Here is a 16,560-nt window from a genome sequence, read left to right on the forward strand (position 1 = left end):
AAAAGGCCGCATGACAACCCTCGGGTTTTCATGCGGCCTTTTTGTTTTGTGCTTGCGGTGAGCTCGGCTGATCCACGACACTGTCTGACCTGCGTGAAGCAATTATTTCGTTGTGGAGGCTGCCGTCATGGCCCACGAACTCTATACCCGTACCAACCAGAAGATTTACTTCGCCGGCCTGTCGCTGGAAGCGCTCGCCAGAGCCGAAGAGGGGCGGGCGATGAACTCCCTGGCGCTGATCCAGGCCGGACGCGAATCGGCGTTGTTTCACCTGTACGGTGCGTTGCTGGGGCTATGCCATGAAATCGCCGGTTTCTATCGCTTGCCTCAAGCCAATGCGCCTCGGGCCGAGTTGCTGCTGACTCGCGAAGTGCTTGAAGCCATCGCGATTCCGGAAATGGCCGAGATGGTCGAGTTGGCCAATAATTCGGAAACCTGGCTGGCCAAACTGCTTGCGGCCCATGCTGCACTGTTTCAGCCGCCACGGGCGCCGCACAAGCCTAAGGGTGACGTGACGCAGCCGCTGATCCTGGCCGTTAACCTGGATGAAGAAGAGGCTCCTCAAGAGCTGAGCCGGGAGGAGCTGGAGAGCTGGCGTCAGAACCTCAAGGGGCTGGCGATTCGGTTTCGCGAAGGCCTGAACGAGTGCTGAAGGATTGAGCGGAATAATGGATGGCCCGGTGGGTTGTCCGTTCAGGGATGAGAACTGTCGGACATTTCTCTTTGTGATGGCATCTGGTCAAGATCCCGAGCGAAGCCTGGCCGATGCCTATATAATCCCCGCCTTTCGTGGAGAACAGACCTTTATGCCAACGTCCTTTCTAGAAATTGTCGAGTTACCAGACGGCCGTATCGAGCTGCGCAGGGCTGAGGACGAGGGTTCTCTGGTTACTTTGGATTTCTCCGAGGATGCCAAAGCGTTCCTGCAGGGCCAGCACGTGGAAGTCGCCAAGGCGATGTTGAGCGTCGGCGTTCAGATGGCCGGACGCTTGGTTGAAGGCGAATTCAATACGGACGAGGGGTCTCGGGTTCTTCATTGATCCCGCCCGTCGGTTTTTTGCTGATATCGCTACAGGTCGGCTTCTCTATCCTTGGAGAAGCCCCGCGCTGTTCAGCGCGTGCATTGTTTGCCAGTTAACCCAATCGAATATTCAGGCTTTGTGCATCCCCGATCCGGGCGGCGCTGATCAACTGTTGCCGTGAAGTTGTGTTCAATGGGTTGAGCCAGCTAACCACCGTGTGGCTGCGGCCCAGGCGCAAGGCCTCGCAGGTCAACTGCTGAGCGCTTTGTGTGCCGCGCGGTTGCAGCAGCAGGATGCGTTCGCGGTTAAGGCCGGCGTCCCGCAACCAAGCCTGGGTCAGGCTGGCAGGCGGAGCAATCAGCGTCAGCCAGCGCGCGTCCTGGTCCTGGCTCAGTTCCCTGAGAATCGGCGCAAGAAGGTTCAGGCAGTTCCCGGCTGCACCACGTAGCGACAGCTCACTGAAGACTTCGGGCTCGGCGCTCCAGGGTGACTCGACCACGTTTTTCAGGATCGGCGCCAATGGCTGCACCATGAACGCCTCGAACAACGGCAGTTGGGCTTGCTGTGATGTGTGTGGGAACTGCATAAAGCCTCCTTTAGCGGCGAATGACGCCGACACTCAAGCCTTCGATCACCAGTTCCTGATCTTTCAGGTTCACTTCGATAGGGGCGAATTCAGGGTTTTCGGCAATCAACCAGACCTTGCTACCATCGCGCTTGAAACGCTTGACGGTCACTTCGTCGCCGATCCGCGCCACTACGATCTGGCCGTTGCGGGCTTCGCGGGTGGTATGCACTGCCAGCAGGTCGCCGTCGAAAATCCCCACGTCCTTCATGCTCATGCCATGAACCCGAAGTAGATAGTCGGCGCGAGGATGGAAGAACGACGGGTTGATGTTGCAGGACTCTTCGATGTGCTGTTGGGCGAGGATCGGAGCACCGGCAGCCACTCGGCCAATGATTGGCAGGGTGGACTCGTCGGCCTTGGCTTCGAAGCCGGGGATGCGAATGCCACGAGAAGCGCCGGGCGTCATCTCGATCGCACCCTTGCGGGCCAGCGCCTTGAGGTGTTCTTCTGCCGCGTTCGGCGACTTGAAACCCAATTCCTGAGCGATTTCCGCACGAGTGGGCGGGTAGCCGTTGTCTTCGAGGCAGCGTTTGATGAAGGCCAGAATCTCTGCTTGGCGTGGCGTCAGCTTTAGCATATTGATCGCTCTGTCTTTTTATACAGTGACTGGGATTATATACAGTGAAACGGTCTTGGCAATGCTCCTTTTTTTGCCGACCGCCAGACGGTCGATGAGCCTGCTGATTCAAGCTAGAGAGTTGTATGGTTAAATAGCTGACCGACCATTCCCAAAACGAACCGTCAGGCTTGACAAGGCCTGGGCTGAAACGTATGTTTCAAACAAGTGTTTGTCAGGCGGAGTAGCCATGGCCCAGTCGGAAACCGTTGAACGCATTCTTGATGCTGCCGAGCAATTGTTCGCGGAAAAAGGTTTTGCTGAAACCTCATTGCGTCTGATCACCAGCAAGGCTGGTGTCAATCTGGCGGCGGTGAACTATCACTTCGGTTCGAAGAAGGCGTTGATCCAGGCAGTTTTCTCGCGCTTTCTCGGGCCGTTCTGCCTAAGCCTTGATAAAGAGCTGGAGCGGCGTCAAGCGAAGCCGGAGAACAAGCCGACGCTTGAAGAGCTGCTGGAAATCCTCGTCGAGCAAGCCCTGGTGGTGCAGCCACGCAGCGGCAACGATCTGTCGATCTTCATGCGTTTGCTGGGTCTGGCTTTCAGTCAGAGCCAAGGGCACTTGCGGCGTTATCTGGAAGACATGTACGGCAAGGTGTTCCGCCGCTACATGATGTTGGTTAACGAAGCCGCACCGCGTATTCCGCCGATTGAGTTGTTCTGGCGCGTGCACTTCATGCTCGGCGCCGCCGCGTTCAGCATGTCCGGTATCAAGGCGCTGCGCGCAATTGCCGAGACCGACTTCGGCGTCAACACGTCCATTGAGCAAGTAATGCGTCTGATGGTGCCGTTCCTGGCAGCGGGCATGCGCGCCGAAACCGGTGTGACCGACGCGGCCATGGCCACTGCGCAGTTGCGTCCGCGCAGCAAATCAACCCCGGTGGCCGCCAAGGTTTAACCGCGCACGGGTGGGCGCGGCAGCTGACATCCGCTAAGCTAGCCGCCCATGCCGACTCTCGTTTTGAACCTGCTCCCCATTGATATCGCCGACCTGCCGGGTACAGCCCATGGTGGCGATTGCGTGCGAGCCGGGTTTATCGTTATCAAGGAATCTCTATGACTGCTGGCCTGCAAGGCTCGTTGATGGTGGACGTCGCCGGTACCTGGCTGACGGCTGAAGATCGCCAATTGTTGCGCCAGCCCGAAGTGGGCGGCCTGATCATTTTCGCCCGTAACATCGAACACCCGCGCCAGGTGCGTGAGTTGAGCGCCTCAATCCGCGCCATTCGCCCCGATCTGCTGCTGGCAGTCGACCAGGAGGGCGGCCGGGTTCAGCGTTTGCGTCAGGGCTTTGTACGACTGCCAGCCATGCGAGCCATCGCTGACAACCCGAATGCCGAGTACCTCGCCGAGCAGTGCGGCTGGATCATGGCGAGTGAAGTGCTGGCCGTCGGCCTCGATCTGAGTTTCGCTCCGGTGCTGGACCTCGACTTCCAGCGCAGCGCCGTAGTCGGCACCCGTTCATTTGAAGGTGATCCCGAGCGTGCAGCGTTGCTGGCGGGAGCCTTCATTCGCGGCATGAACAGCGCCGGCATGGCCGCCACCGGCAAGCACTTTCCTGGTCACGGCTGGGCCGAGGCCGATTCCCACGTTGCGATCCCTGTTGATGAGCGCAGCCTCGACGAAATCCGCGCCAATGACCTGGTGCCGTTCGCCCGACTGAGCAAGCAATTGGCTGCGGTCATGCCGGCCCACGTGATCTATCCGCAAGTCGATTCCCAGCCTGCCGGCTTCTCCCGCCGCTGGTTGCAGGAGATTCTGCGTGGCGAGCTGCAATTCGACGGCGTGATCTTCAGCGATGACCTGTCCATGGCCGGCGCCCACGTGGTCGGCGATGCTGCCAGCCGTATCGAAGCGGCGCTGACGGCCGGTTGCGACATGGGCTTGGTGTGCAACGATCGCGCGGCCGCTGAACTGGCCCTGAGCGCCGCCCAGCGTCTGAAGGTCAAACCGTCCGAGCGTATCGCGCGGATGCGCAGCCAGTCGTACGCCAACACCGAATACCGTCAAGACCCACGCTGGCTGATAGCCGTGGGCGCGCTCAAAGATGCTCAACTGATAGATTGAGGACTTTTCGTTATGACGGTTTACGCGATTATCGGCGGCACCGGCCTGACTCAACTCGAAGGCCTGAGCATTCGTCAGTCACTGGCGGTGGACACGCCGTACGGTGCGCCTTCGGCTGAAGTGCAGATCGGCGAGTACGCTGGCAAGGAAGTGCTGTTTCTTGCGCGCCACGGTCATCCTCACCGTTTTCCGCCACATCAGGTGAACTACCGCGCCAACCTCTGGGCGCTGAAACAGGCTGGCGCCGAAGCGATTCTCGCGGTCAACGCCGTGGGTGGGATTCATTCCGCGATGGGTACCGGACATTTCTGCGTGCCGCATCAGCTGATCGACTACACCAGTGGTCGCGAACACACCTATTTCGCCGACGATCTGCAGCAGGTCACACACATCGATTTCAGCTATCCCTACAGCGAGCCACTGCGTCAGCAGTTGATCGCGGCGCTGGCGGCCGAAGGTGTCGGCTACAGCAGTCATGGCGTGTACGCCTGCACTCAAGGCCCACGGCTGGAAACTGTCGCCGAAATCGCCAGGCTGGAGCGCGACGGATGCGACATCGTCGGCATGACCGGGATGCCGGAAGCGGCATTGGCTCGCGAACTGGAACTGGATTACGCCTGTCTGGCGCTGGTAGTAAACCCGGCAGCGGGCAAGTCGACAGCAGTGATCACTATGGCCGAGATCGAGCAAGCGTTGCATGACGGGATGGGGAAGGTGAAGTCGACGTTGGCGCGGGTGCTTAAAGGCTGATCAATCGTTAAACCGAGTTGAGCCCATCGCGGGCTTGCCCGCGATGGCAATCTATCTGGCGCCCTGGATTTCAGCGTTTTTCCAACTTGTCCGGCAGCGGCGCAAACAACGCTTCAATATCATCACTCTGCAACTTCCAGTCCCCGGTCTTGCGCCCATCCAGCACGCCAGCCGCCAAGTCGGATTTTTCCTTCTGCAGATGCTGAATCTTCTCTTCCACCGTGCCCCTGGCAATCATCTTGTAGACGAACACAGGTTTCTCCTGACCAATGCGATACGCCCGGTCAGTGGCCTGATTTTCCGTCGCCGGATTCCACCACGGATCATAGTGAATCACCGTGTCGGCTTCGGTCAGGTTCAGGCCGACGCCACCCGCCTTCAGGCTGATCAGAAAGATCTGACGCTTGCCGCTCTGGAAGTCTTTGACCGGAGTGCGCCGGTCGCGGGTCTGCCCGGTCAGCAGCGCATAATCGACTCCGCGTTTTTTCAGCTCATCTTCGATCAACGACAGCATTGAAGTGAACTGCGAGAACAGCAGAATCCGCCGACCTTCATCGAACAACTCCTCAAGCATTTCCATCAGGCTGTCGAGCTTGCCCGACGTGCTGCCGCGAGTGGGCAGGGTGGCATCGTTGACCAGACGCAAATCGCAGCACACCTGACGCAGTTTCAGCAGCGCCTCAAGAATGATGATCTGGCTGCGCGCCACGCCCTTGCGGGTGATTTCGTCGCGGACTTTCTTGTCCATTGCCAGGCGCATGGTTTCGTACACGTCGCGCTGGGCTTCGTTAAGCTCGACCCAATGGATGATTTCGGTTTTCGGCGGCAACTCGGTCGCCACTTGTTCCTTGGTTCGACGCAGCAGGAACGGTTTTATCCGACCGTTGAGGTGCTGAAGTCGTACTTCGCTGGCGCGCTTTTCGATCGGCACGCGGTAATCGCGGTTGAAGCTTTTCACGTCACCCAGCCAGCCGGGAAGCAGGAAGTGAAACAGCGACCACAACTCGCCCAGGTGGTTTTCCAGCGGCGTGCCGCTCAGGCACAGACGCTGACGGGCATTCAACTCGCGGGCAGCGTGGGCGGCCTTGCTGTTGGGGTTCTTGATGTATTGCGCCTCGTCCAGAACCAACACGTGCAAAGGCTGCGCGGCGAGACGTTCGACGTCCTTGGGCAGCAGCGCATAGGTGGTCAGGATCAGGTCGTAATCGGCCAGCGTGTCGAAATGCTTTTTGCGACTGGCGCCGTACAGCGCCAGCACTTTGAGTTGCGGTGTGAAGTGCGCCGCTTCATCCAGCCAGTTGGGGATCAGGCTGGTGGGCATCACTACCATGCACGGCAGATCGAGGCGTCCGGCGTTCTTCTCACTGAGAATGTGCGCCAGGGTCTGTAGGGTTTTGCCCAGACCCATGTCGTCCGCGAGAATCCCGCCGACTTCCAGTTGCCGCAACGACTGCATCCAGCTCAAGCCTTCCAGCTGATAGGGACGCAAGGTCGCGTTCAGGCCTTCCGGTGCGGTCGCGGTGAAGTCCTTGATGTCCCGCAGCCGCTGGGCAAAGGTGCGAATTTGCTCGCCGCCCTCCCAAAGCAACGGCAGGTCTTCCAGCGGATTCAGTCGCGTGGCATCGGCCTTGCTCAGGCGCAGCGTCGTTTCGCCCGGCCCTTGCAGGTAGAACTCACCGAGGGTCGCCAGTACCGGTTTCAATCGGCCGAAGGGCAGGGCGACTTGTAACGGGCCGTACTCGGAGTTCGGGCGATTGGGAATGTTCACCAGGATCAACTCATCGTCGCGACGTCGTGCAAGGCGTTCCGGGTTGAGGATCTCGGTGTGGGAGCGCATCAGGTTCAGCAGGATCGGTAGCAGACTCAGCCGTTCGCCGTTGACGATGATGCCCAGCTCCAGATCGAACCAGTCACGCTCCGGTGCCTGTTCGACGGTGGCGTACCAATCGTCCACGGCGGTCAGGTCGAAACCGAAGTCTTCGTCGATCTGCAACTCCCAACCCTGGCTACGCAGCTTCGGCAGTTCATTGAGGGTGAAGGTCAGCCAGGCGCTGTCGTTGACCATCTCGAAGAGTTCGCCGGCGCTTTCCGGCAAGGCCTTGCTTTGCCGGGTGGCGACCTTGAAGCCGAGGATTCGTAGCTGCTCCCTGTAGGTCTGTTCGACTTCCGGGTGGCGTTTTATCCGTAAGGTTTGCGTCTCCTGACGAATCAGAATGTCGGCGTTCTTCTGCCCGGAAACGTATTCATCCAGATAGCTGAATGACAATGCCGCGCGATGCTGAATATAACGCTGCATCTTGCCATTGCGCGGTTCGAACGCGCTGAACTCGATGCTCGCCAGCCACAAGCGCGGCACTGGTTGCACGTTATCCACCAGCACTTGCGGCGCCTTCGGGCTACGGTTTTCCAGTACGGCTTGCAGTTTCTCGAGTAGCTCGGCGTCTTGCGCGGCGGCTGGGTAGGCCAGGGTTTCCTGCACTTTCAGTAACACCGCTGCGCAGTGTTTGCAGTTGCTGTGGACCGGGCACGTGCAGGTGGCGTCAATCATCAGCAGCGTGGCTTTGGCTGACTCGCGCAGGCGAATGGTCTGACGGTAAACGTTACCGCCAGAGCCCTCGCAGGCGGCAATGATCGTGGCGTCGCCGGCCTCGACAATCCTGACGCGGTTCTCCAAAGCGTAGCGACGGCCACGCTCCAGGCTCTGTTCCTTGAATCGGCTGACCCAGGAAGGTGCCAGGGGTTTGCTCAGGGTCGGGGGCATAAGGACTTCAATCAGTCCGGAATTTCATCGGGGACTGGCCGAGGCGCAGGGGCAGTCAGCGAGGTGATCTTGATCAGCATGCCGAGATGGCCGTTGTCGAGGAAGTTCAGCTGGCCGTTCTTGGTGTGGCTTTCCTGCTTCATACGTTCGCTGGCGGTGACCATGCCGTTGGCGTCGATCTGGTTTACCCAGAAATCCGCGTCCACATCAGTGAAACGCCCCAGTTTCATGCTCAGCGTGCCCTCGATCGGGAACTGGCCGAACTGTTCTTTGCCCTCGCTGATCGCGACTTTGCTGGCTTCTTCGCCAAGGTTCTGTTGCCAGGCCTTGTGCAGCAACACCGTGTATTCATTGCTGGCGGTGAGTTTTTCCACTTCGGCATTGAGGCTCGGTGTGCGCAGGCTGTCGGGGTTGATGGGCTGAGCTCCAGCCGCCCAGTCTTCCGGTGCGGCGCGGCTGATGATCGCGGGCACGGCGTTTTGGCGGACCAGAATCATTTCTATCTGATAGAGGTCATCGGCAAACGTCGTCGGCGCAACCAGGGTCATCAACAGGATCAGTGAGCGAAACAGGCGCATGCGGCGTCCTTCAAGCAGTTTTCGGAATGAGGTGCTCAAACAGCGCCTCTACAGTATTAAAGCGCTCTTCCGGGCGCTCCATCGGCACCTGGAATTTAAACATCGTGGCGCCTTCAAATTTGTAGCGTTTGGGCTGGCTCTGGATCAGTTTGATCAGCGTCAGCGGGTCGACCGGTGTTTGCGTCGCGAACTCGATGCGCCCGCCTTGCGGGCCGCCGTCGACTTTCTTGATGCCCAGTAGCTCGGCCTGCAATTTCAGCGCGGTAATGCGCATCAGGTTCTTGGTCGGTTCCGGCAACAGACCGAAACGATCGATCATCTCCACCTGCAAGTCCTTGAGGCCTTCCTCGTCGGTGGCCGAGGCGATGCGTTTGTAGAGAATCAGTCGGGCGTGTACGTCCGGCAGATAGTCTTCGGGAATCAACGCCGGTACCCGCAGATTGACTTCCGGGCCACCGCCGAGCGGTTGATCGAGGTTCGGTTGTTCGCCCTTGCGGATCGACTTCACCGCGCGCTCGAGCATTTCCATGTACAGGGTGAAACCGACGGCCTGGATCTGTCCGCTCTGCCCGTCGCCGAGCAATTCGCCGGCACCACGGATTTCCAGGTCGTTGGTGGCGAGCACAAAGCCCGCGCCGAGGTCCTGTGTATTGGCGATCGCTTCCAGACGTTTTTCGGCGTCAGGCGTGATTTGCTGACGCGGCGGCGTGAGCAAATAAGCGTAAGCCTGGTGGTGACTGCGACCGACCCGGCCGCGCAACTGGTGCAGCTGCGCCAGGCCGAACTTGTCGGCACGCTCGATGATGATGGTGTTGGCGCTTGGCACGTCAATGCCGGTCTCGATGATGGTCGAGGCAATCAGCACGTTGAAGCGCTTGTGGTAGAAGTCGCTCATCACTTGTTCGAGATCGCGTTCGCGCATCTGCCCGTGGCCGATGCCGATCCGTGCTTCCGGCACCAGTTCGGCGAGGTCGGCGGCACATTTCTCGATGGTCTTCACATCGTTGTGCAGGTAGTAGACCTGACCGCCACGCAACAGCTCACGGAGCAAGGCCTCTTTGACCGTGCTCTTGTTCTGCTCCATGACGAAAGTCCGTACCGACAGTCGACGGGCCGGCGGCGTGGCGATGATCGACAGGTCGCGCATGCCCGACACGGCCATGTTCAGCGTGCGCGGAATCGGCGTGGCGGTCAGGGTGAGGATGTCGACTTCACTGCGAAGGGCCTTGAGCTGTTCCTTCTGACGGACACCGAAACGGTGCTCTTCGTCGATGATCACCAGCCCGAGGTTTTTGATTTTTACATCGTCGGACAGCAGCTTATGAGTGCCGATGACGATGTCGATCTTGCCTTCGGCCAAGTCAGCGATGGCGGCATTCACTTCCTTGGTCGACTTGAAACGGCTCATCACTTCCACGCTCACCGGCCAGTCGGCGAAGCGGTCGCGGAAGCTGTTGTAATGCTGTTGGGCGAGCAGGGTAGTCGGCACCAGAATCGCCACTTGACGACCGCCGTGTACCGCGATGAACGCTGCGCGCATCGCCACTTCGGTCTTGCCGAAACCGACGTCGCCGCAGACCAGACGGTCCATCGGTTTCGGCGCGAGCATGTCGGTGCGCACGGCTTCGATGGTGGTTTGCTGGTCTGGTGTTTCTTCGAACGGGAAGCCGGCACTGAAGGTCGCGTAATCGGCTTTCGGGTCGGCGAAGGCATAACCTTCGCGAGCGGCGCGGCGGGCATAGATGTCGAGCAACTCGGCGGCCACGTCGCGCACCTGTTCGGCGGCTTTGCGTTTGGCTTTCTGCCAGGTCTCGGAGCCTAGGCGGTGCAGCGGGGCCAGGGCATCATCGCTGCCGGTATAGCGCGCGATCAAATGCAGGTTGGCCACCGGCACGTAAAGCTTGGCGTTTTCGGCGTACTCGAGGGTCAGGAATTCGGCGGCCTGACTATCGATTTCCAGAATCGTCAGCCCGAGATAGCGACCGACGCCGTGATCGATGTGCACCACCGGCGCGCCTTCGCGCAGCTCGGTAAGGTTTTTGATCACGGCATCGTTGTTGGCGTCGGCGCGTTTCTCGCGGCGACGGCGCTGCATCACGCGCTGACCGAACAACGGGCTCTCGGCGACCAGGGCCAAGGCCGGATCGTCGAGTACCAGACCTTCGTCGAGCGGCGCGATGGTGATCGCCAGGCGCTCCTTGCTCGCGACAAAGTCCGGCCAGCTGTCGACGGTTTTCGGCCGCAGCTTCAAGCGTTCGAGCAATTCCAGCAACACTTCACGACGGCCCGCGGACTCGGCGGTAAACAACACGCGACCGGGGAACTCGTCGAGGAATCCCGCCAGCGCCGCCAACGGTTGGGTGGCCTTGGCTTCGATGGCCAGGTTCGGCAGCTCCCGAGCGGGGAAGCGCTCGCGGCCGACGCCGGTTTCCACGTCCTGTTGACTGGCGACCACACGCGGCCAGTTCTTCAATCGAGCGAAGCAATCTTCCACTGGCAGGAACAGTTCAGCCGGCGGCAATAAAGGACGGGCCGGATCGACGCGACGCTCTTCATAGCGATTGCGCACGTCGTTCCAGAAGTTTTCCGCCGCTTGCTCGATGCCGGGCAGGGAAAACACTTGCGTGTCCTGCGGCAGGTAATCGAACAGCGTGGAGGTTTCATCGAAAAACAGCGGCAGGTAGTACTCGATACCGGCCGGTGTAATCCCGCTGCTCAAATCCTGAAAGATCGGGCAGCGACGAAAATCCACATCGAAACGCTCACGGAAGCGCGCCTTGAAGCGGGTGACCGCATCTTTTTGCAGCGGAAACTCTCTCGCTGGCAGGAGGCGAACCGTTTGCACCTTGTCGATGGAGCGCTGGTTTTCCGGATCGAATGTACGAAGGGTCTCGATTTCGTCGTCGAACAGGTCGATGCGGAAAGGCAGCTTGCTGCCCATCGGGAACAAGTCGATCAACGAGCCGCGCACGGTGAATTCGCCGTGCTCGTAGACGGTATCGACGTAGCGATAGCCGCTGGCCTCAAGCCGGGTGCGCATTTGCTCGACATCGAGCTTCTGGCCGATGTCCAGCACCAGGCTGCTGCCGAGCAGGAATTTGGTCGGCGCCAGGCGATGCAGGGCCGTGGTGATCGGCACGACCAAAACGCCATGACTCAGCTCCGGCAATCGATACAGCGCGGAGATTCGCTGGGAAATAATGTCCTGGTGCGGCGAAAACAGATCGTAGGGCAGGGTTTCCCAGTCCGGGAAATGCAGTACCGGCAAATCCGGGGCGAAGAAACTCAGCTCCTGTTCCAGCCGTTCGGCACTTTGGCTGTCGGCGGTCAGTAGCAGGGTGAAGCGCTTGGCAGCGCTGGCGGCCTCGGCAATGGCCAGGCTCAGGGCGGCACCGGGCAGGTTGCCCCAGTGCTGTTTACCTGCCGCGGCAGGGAGAAGCGGTAGACGCAGAACGGGCACGGAAGGTTGAGCTCCAAGCGTTGCGACAAAGTCGGTAATTGTAGCGGCCCCGGGTGCCGCCTGTCAGTTGCAGATGTGTCTATTACGCAGGTTGGGCGAAATGTAGTGGTAAAGACAAAATCGGCCCGTTTTTTCGTAAAAAAGACTGAATATGTAGTGGCAAAACGACCGAGTGTTACGGAGGGTTACAGACAAGACAGCGTTGTCTCCCGAAAAATGACTGCGCTGCAGGCCACGGTTTTATTGGGCTTGAGCCGTGCGTCATTTTTTTGAAGACGATTTTGTTACTGGTCGCGCGACAGGCGCGCATTGCTACGGGAGGCACTCGGCGGCATAATGTAGCCCCTTTTTTCTGCCCCTACATGTGGAAGGTTCCCGTGACTCAGAAGCCCGACCAGTGTCTTGGTGAATGGATCGACCGTGAAGCACTCGCAGAAGCGATGATTCCGCTTATCGGTCAGCTCTACCGCAATAACAACGTGGTGAGCTCGATCTATGGCCGCAGTCTGATCAACCAGTCTGTCATCGCGATTCTCAAAGCTCACCGCTTTGCTCGCCATCGCCAGTCCGATGACAGCGAATTGTCCGTCCACGAAACATTCCCGCTGCTCAAGGCAATGAGCGAGCTCAAGCTCGGCGCTGCTTCGGTAGACCTGGGCAAGCTTGCAGTCAAGTTCAAGGCTGAAGGCAATGGCCGCACTGCCGAGCAGTTCGTCCGTGAAGAACTGGCTGACGTCGTTGGTCAGCAAAATGTTTCCGCCCGCAAAGGCACCGACGTTGTTCTGTACGGCTTCGGTCGTATCGGCCGTCTGCTGGCGCGCATCCTGATCGAGAAAACCGGTGGTGGCGACGGCCTGCGTCTGCGCGCCATCGTTGTCCGCAAGGGCGCTGAGAACGATCTGGTCAAACGTGCCAGCCTGCTGCGTCGTGACTCGGTTCATGGTTCGTTCAATGGCACCATCACCATTGATGAAGCCAACAACACCATCACCGCCAACGGCAACCTGATCCAGGTTATCTACGCGAAAAACCCGACTGAAGTGGACTACACCCAGTACGGCATCAAAGACGCGCTGCTGGTGGACAACACCGGTGTATGGCGTGATGCCGAGGGTCTGGGCCAACACCTGGCTTGCCCGGGTATCGATCGCGTAGTTCTGACCGCGCCTGGCAAAGGCAAGCTGAAGAACATCGTTCACGGCATCAACCACGGTGAAATCACCGCTGATGACAAGATCGTTTCCGCGGCTTCCTGCACCACCAACGCCATCGTGCCGGTACTCAAGGCAGTCAACGACAAGTTCGGCATCATCAATGGTCACGTTGAAACGGTTCACTCGTACACCAACGACCAGAACCTGATCGACAACTTCCACAAAGGCGATCGCCGTGGTCGTAGTGCCGCGTTGAACATGGTGATCACCGAGACCGGTGCTGCCACCGCTGCTGCCAAGGCGCTGCCTGAGCTGGCCGGCAAGCTGACCGGTAACGCGATCCGCGTTCCGACGCCTAACGTGTCGATGGCCATTCTCAACCTGAACCTTGAGAAAGCCGCCACCCGTGAAGAGATGAACGAGTACCTGCGCTACATGGCGCTGCACTCCGATCTGCATAAGCAAATCGACTACGTCAATTCGCAGGAAGTGGTTTCCACCGACTTCGTTGGCTCGCGCCACGCAGGCGTGGTGGACGCTGAAGCAACCATCAGCCAAGACAACCGCGTTGTTCTGTACGTTTGGTACGACAACGAATTCGGTTACAGCTGCCAGGTGGTTCGCGTGATGGAAGACATGGCCGGTGTAAACCCGCCAGCATTCCCGCGCTAAGCGTTAGCTGCACATGAGAACGCCCCGACTTTGGTCGGGGCGTTTTTGTTTGTGTGGTTTGTCAGTTACAAAAGTGCTGAGTGTGCCGGCCTCTTCGCGAGCAGGCTCGTTCCTACATTTGATCTGCGGCGCACACAAATCCAATGTGGGAGCGAGCCTGCTCGCGAAGGCGATCTGTCAGGCGCCGCCGACCTCCGCCGCTTGCGCCGTCCGCAGTTCATGCCGATTGCCTTTGAACAATACCAGCGTCGCAATCAACCCCAGCACCGCCGCACCACTAAGCCAGATCCCTGGCGCAGCCTTGTTATCCAGCACATGAATCAGGTACGTACACGCCGCCGGCGTAAACCCCCCGAAGGTCGCGGTAGCCAGGCTGTAGGCCAAAGAGAATCCAGTCGTACGAACCTCTACCGGCATGATCTCGGTCAGGGCGACCACCATGGCGCCGTTGTACGAGCCATACAGGAACGACAGCCACAACTCGACGATCAGCAAGTGGCTGAAACTCGGGTTTGCTACCAGCCATGACAGGGCAGGGTAGGCGGTGAGAATCGCCAGAATAGTCGCTGCCAACAGCAAGGGTTTGCGTCCGATCCTGTCGGAAAACGCTCCCATCACCGGTAGCCAAAAGAAGTTCGACAAACCAATGCACACCGTCACCAGCAATGCATCCAGATCCGACAGATGCAGTTCGGCTTTACCGAAGGTCGGGGTGTAAGCGGTGATCAGGTAGAACGACACGGTGGTCATCACCACCAAAGCCATGCCGGCGATGACGATGCCAACGTTCTGACTGATCGAGCGGACGACGTCCCGCAGGGTAGGGCGGTGTTTACGCGCCTGGAATTCCGGGGTTTCTTCCAGCGAGCGACGAATCACGAAGATCGCCGGCACGATCATACAGCCGATCAGGAACGGCACACGCCAGCCCCAATCACCCATTTGTTCGGGGTTGAGCCAGTGGTTTAAGCCAACACCCAGCAGGCCGGCGAATACCACCGCCGCTTGCTGACTGGCGGACTGCCAACTGACAAAGAAGCCTTTGCGACCCGGGGTGGAAATCTCGGCGAGGTAGACCGACACACCGCCCAGTTCCACGCCGGCCGAGAAACCTTGCAGCAGGCGCCCGAACAGTACGATTAGCGGCGCCGCGACGCCCAGGGTGGCGTAACCCGGCACGCAGGCAATCAGTACCGTGCCGGCCGCCATCATCGCGAGGGTGATGATCAGTCCTTTGCGTCGACCGTGGCGATCGATGTAGGCACCGAGAAAAATCGCCCCCAATGGGCGCATCAGGAAGCCGGCACCGAAGGTGGCCAGCGATAACATCAGGGACGCGAAAGCGCTATCGGCAGGGAAGAAGGTTTTGGCGATGGCCGTGGCGTAAAAGCCGTAGACCATAAAGTCGAACATCTCGAGAAAATTACCGCTGACAACGCGAAAAATCGCTTTGCCTTTGCTCGTGTTGGAGGACATTTGTAGATACTCCCTCTGGTGAATCTTGTTTGAAAGCGCTGCACCTGTGGGAGCCTGTGTGGCGAAGGGACTTGCGCGAGCACGCTCGCTCCCACAGGTTTTGCGTCTGACAGGCAGATGAGGCAGATCTGGCTCCCATGCGCTCTGAAGCCCATAATGGCGGGCGCGGTTTTGAGGGGAGATGAAGATTTGTTAACTGGACGGTGGGCTGGGATTGTGATGCTGGTCGGCGTTTTGTCCGGTTGTGGCAACGGCGACAGTCTGGAACGCTTCGACGGCCCGACCATGGGCAGTCGTTATTCCATTCAATACGTAAGGCATTCCTCCACGCCCGGGCCGAAAGCGGTGCAGGCCGAAGTAGAAAAGATCCTCGCCGAAGTGGATCGACAATTCTCGACCTATCGCAGCGACTCGGACATCGAACGCTTCAACGCACTGCCGGCCGGCCGCTGTCAGGTCATGCCTGGCCCGGTGTTCGAATTGATCCGTGTGGGCGAGCAACTGTCTTCGCAAAGCGGAGGCTCCTACGACCTGACCGTGGAGCCGCTGCTCAATCTCTGGGGCTTCGGCCCGCAGGCTCGTAATGAGAAAGTCCCCTCGGCCCAGGCGCTGGCCGAAGTCAGGCAGCGAGTTGGTTACCGGCACCTGCGTATTGATGGCGATCAGTTGTGCAAGGATGCCGCAGTCGAGGTCGACTTCAATAGCATCGCTGCCGGTTACGCGGTCGATACGATTGCCGCAAAGTTCGAAGCAATGGGCATCCACAATTACCTCGCCGAAGCCACCGGTGAACTCAAGGCCGCCGGCAAAAAACTCGACGGCTCACCGTGGCGCGTCGCCCTGGAAGAACCCCGCGACGACCAGCAAGTGGCCGAGCGCATCATCGCCGTCGATGGATACGGCGTTTCCACTTCCGGCGACTACCGCAACTATTTCGAGCAGGACGGTCGGCGTTATTCCCACACCTTCGATGCCCGCACCGGGGCACCGGTCCTACACACCCTGGCGTCAGTCACGGTGATTCATCCTTCAGCGTTGATGGCCGATGGCTTATCGACGCTGTTGCTGATTCTGGGTCCCGAAAGGGGTTGGGACTATGCCGAAACGCATGACATCGGTGCATTCTTTGTGATTCGTGCCGATACAGGATTCGTCACACGAACCACGCAGGCTTTTGAACGCCTGAGTGGCGGAAAAACCGAGTGATCACGGCGATTCAGGCAGCAAAGACTGGCGTTGTAGTGCAGGCAAAACTAGCCTACGACGCGACCAAGGGTTAATGTGCGCGGCGTTGACGCTTATATAGACTGTGTCCGGGTTCTGTACTGGCCCCAAATTGTTCCTTCACGCCGCAGATCGGCGTGATTTAGCCGCAG

13 protein-coding genes are annotated in these 16,560 nt (G+C 59.3%); 7 read left to right on the forward strand and 6 right to left on the reverse strand.

Annotated features, from left to right (window positions below):
- Positions 1-127 precede the first annotated feature (127 nt).
- Both JFU47_RS26845 and JFU47_RS26850 read left to right on the forward strand, forming a co-directional pair.
- Positions 128-652, forward strand: a complete 525-nt coding sequence (locus JFU47_RS26845; RefSeq protein WP_046047843.1) for a DUF6586 family protein — start codon at positions 128-130, stop codon at positions 650-652.
- A 154-nt stretch (positions 653-806) separates the two neighbouring features.
- Positions 807-1,040 (forward strand): hypothetical protein, encoded by a 234-nt coding sequence (locus JFU47_RS26850; protein ID WP_140893639.1) that lies wholly within the window; start codon positions 807-809, stop codon positions 1,038-1,040.
- A gap of 94 nt (positions 1,041-1,134) precedes the next feature.
- Here the strand turns inward: JFU47_RS26850 and sulA are convergent, their stop codons facing one another.
- On the reverse strand, positions 1,135-1,608 hold the full coding sequence (gene sulA / locus JFU47_RS26855) for an SOS-induced cell division inhibitor SulA (protein ID WP_140893609.1): 474 nt from the start codon (positions 1,606-1,608) through the stop codon (positions 1,135-1,137).
- 10 nt (positions 1,609-1,618) lie between these two features.
- Positions 1,619-2,227 carry a transcriptional repressor LexA gene (gene lexA / locus JFU47_RS26860; RefSeq protein ID WP_007933171.1) on the reverse strand — a complete coding sequence of 203 codons (609 nt, stop codon included), beginning with the start codon at positions 2,225-2,227 and terminating at the stop codon, positions 1,619-1,621.
- A gap of 229 nt (positions 2,228-2,456) precedes the next feature.
- On the opposite strand from lexA, the gene JFU47_RS26865 reads away from it, so the two are divergent.
- From JFU47_RS26865 to JFU47_RS26875, 3 genes are all read left to right on the forward strand, one after another.
- A complete protein-coding gene (locus JFU47_RS26865) occupies positions 2,457-3,164 on the forward strand; it encodes a TetR/AcrR family transcriptional regulator (protein WP_033061916.1) in 708 nt (235 codons plus the stop codon).
- 170 nt (positions 3,165-3,334) lie between these two features.
- Complete coding sequence (gene nagZ, locus JFU47_RS26870; RefSeq protein WP_201187348.1) at positions 3,335-4,333, forward strand: beta-N-acetylhexosaminidase; 999 nt, start codon at positions 3,335-3,337, stop codon at positions 4,331-4,333.
- A 12-nt stretch (positions 4,334-4,345) separates the two neighbouring features.
- A complete protein-coding gene (locus tag JFU47_RS26875; protein ID WP_150655319.1) occupies positions 4,346-5,083 on the forward strand; it encodes an S-methyl-5'-thioinosine phosphorylase in 738 nt (245 codons plus the stop codon).
- Between the two features lie 70 nt (positions 5,084-5,153).
- Here the strand turns inward: JFU47_RS26875 and JFU47_RS26880 are convergent, their stop codons facing one another.
- From JFU47_RS26880 to mfd, 3 genes are read right to left on the reverse strand one after another with little or no spacing between them, the layout of a single operon-like run.
- Positions 5,154-7,844 carry a DEAD/DEAH box helicase gene (locus tag JFU47_RS26880; protein WP_201186883.1) on the reverse strand — a complete coding sequence of 897 codons (2,691 nt, stop codon included), beginning with the start codon at positions 7,842-7,844 and terminating at the stop codon, positions 5,154-5,156.
- Between the two features lie 11 nt (positions 7,845-7,855).
- The gene (locus JFU47_RS26885; protein ID WP_123365438.1) at positions 7,856-8,422 is read right to left on the reverse strand and encodes a CsiV family protein; all 567 of its coding nucleotides are present in this window, start codon (positions 8,420-8,422) and stop codon (positions 7,856-7,858) included.
- A 10-nt stretch (positions 8,423-8,432) separates the two neighbouring features.
- Positions 8,433-11,882, reverse strand: coding sequence for a transcription-repair coupling factor (gene mfd / locus JFU47_RS26890; RefSeq protein WP_201186885.1), 3,450 nt, complete (start codon positions 11,880-11,882; stop codon positions 8,433-8,435).
- A gap of 362 nt (positions 11,883-12,244) precedes the next feature.
- On the opposite strand from mfd, the gene JFU47_RS26895 reads away from it, so the two are divergent.
- A complete protein-coding gene (locus JFU47_RS26895; RefSeq protein ID WP_201186887.1) occupies positions 12,245-13,708 on the forward strand; it encodes a glyceraldehyde-3-phosphate dehydrogenase in 1,464 nt (487 codons plus the stop codon).
- 177 nt (positions 13,709-13,885) lie between these two features.
- On the opposite strand, the gene tcuC is transcribed toward JFU47_RS26895, so the two are convergent.
- Positions 13,886-15,184 carry an MFS transporter gene (tcuC, locus tag JFU47_RS26900; protein ID WP_201186889.1) on the reverse strand — a complete coding sequence of 433 codons (1,299 nt, stop codon included), beginning with the start codon at positions 15,182-15,184 and terminating at the stop codon, positions 13,886-13,888.
- A 219-nt stretch (positions 15,185-15,403) separates the two neighbouring features.
- On the opposite strand from tcuC, the gene JFU47_RS26905 reads away from it, so the two are divergent.
- The gene (locus JFU47_RS26905) at positions 15,404-16,390 is read left to right on the forward strand and encodes an FAD:protein FMN transferase (protein WP_201186891.1); all 987 of its coding nucleotides are present in this window, start codon (positions 15,404-15,406) and stop codon (positions 16,388-16,390) included.
- Positions 16,391-16,560 lie beyond the last annotated feature (170 nt).

Origin of the sequence: Pseudomonas sp. TH39(2020), from assembly GCF_016650715.1 — a bacterium.
GTDB lineage: Bacteria > Pseudomonadota > Gammaproteobacteria > Pseudomonadales > Pseudomonadaceae > Aquipseudomonas > Aquipseudomonas mandelii_C.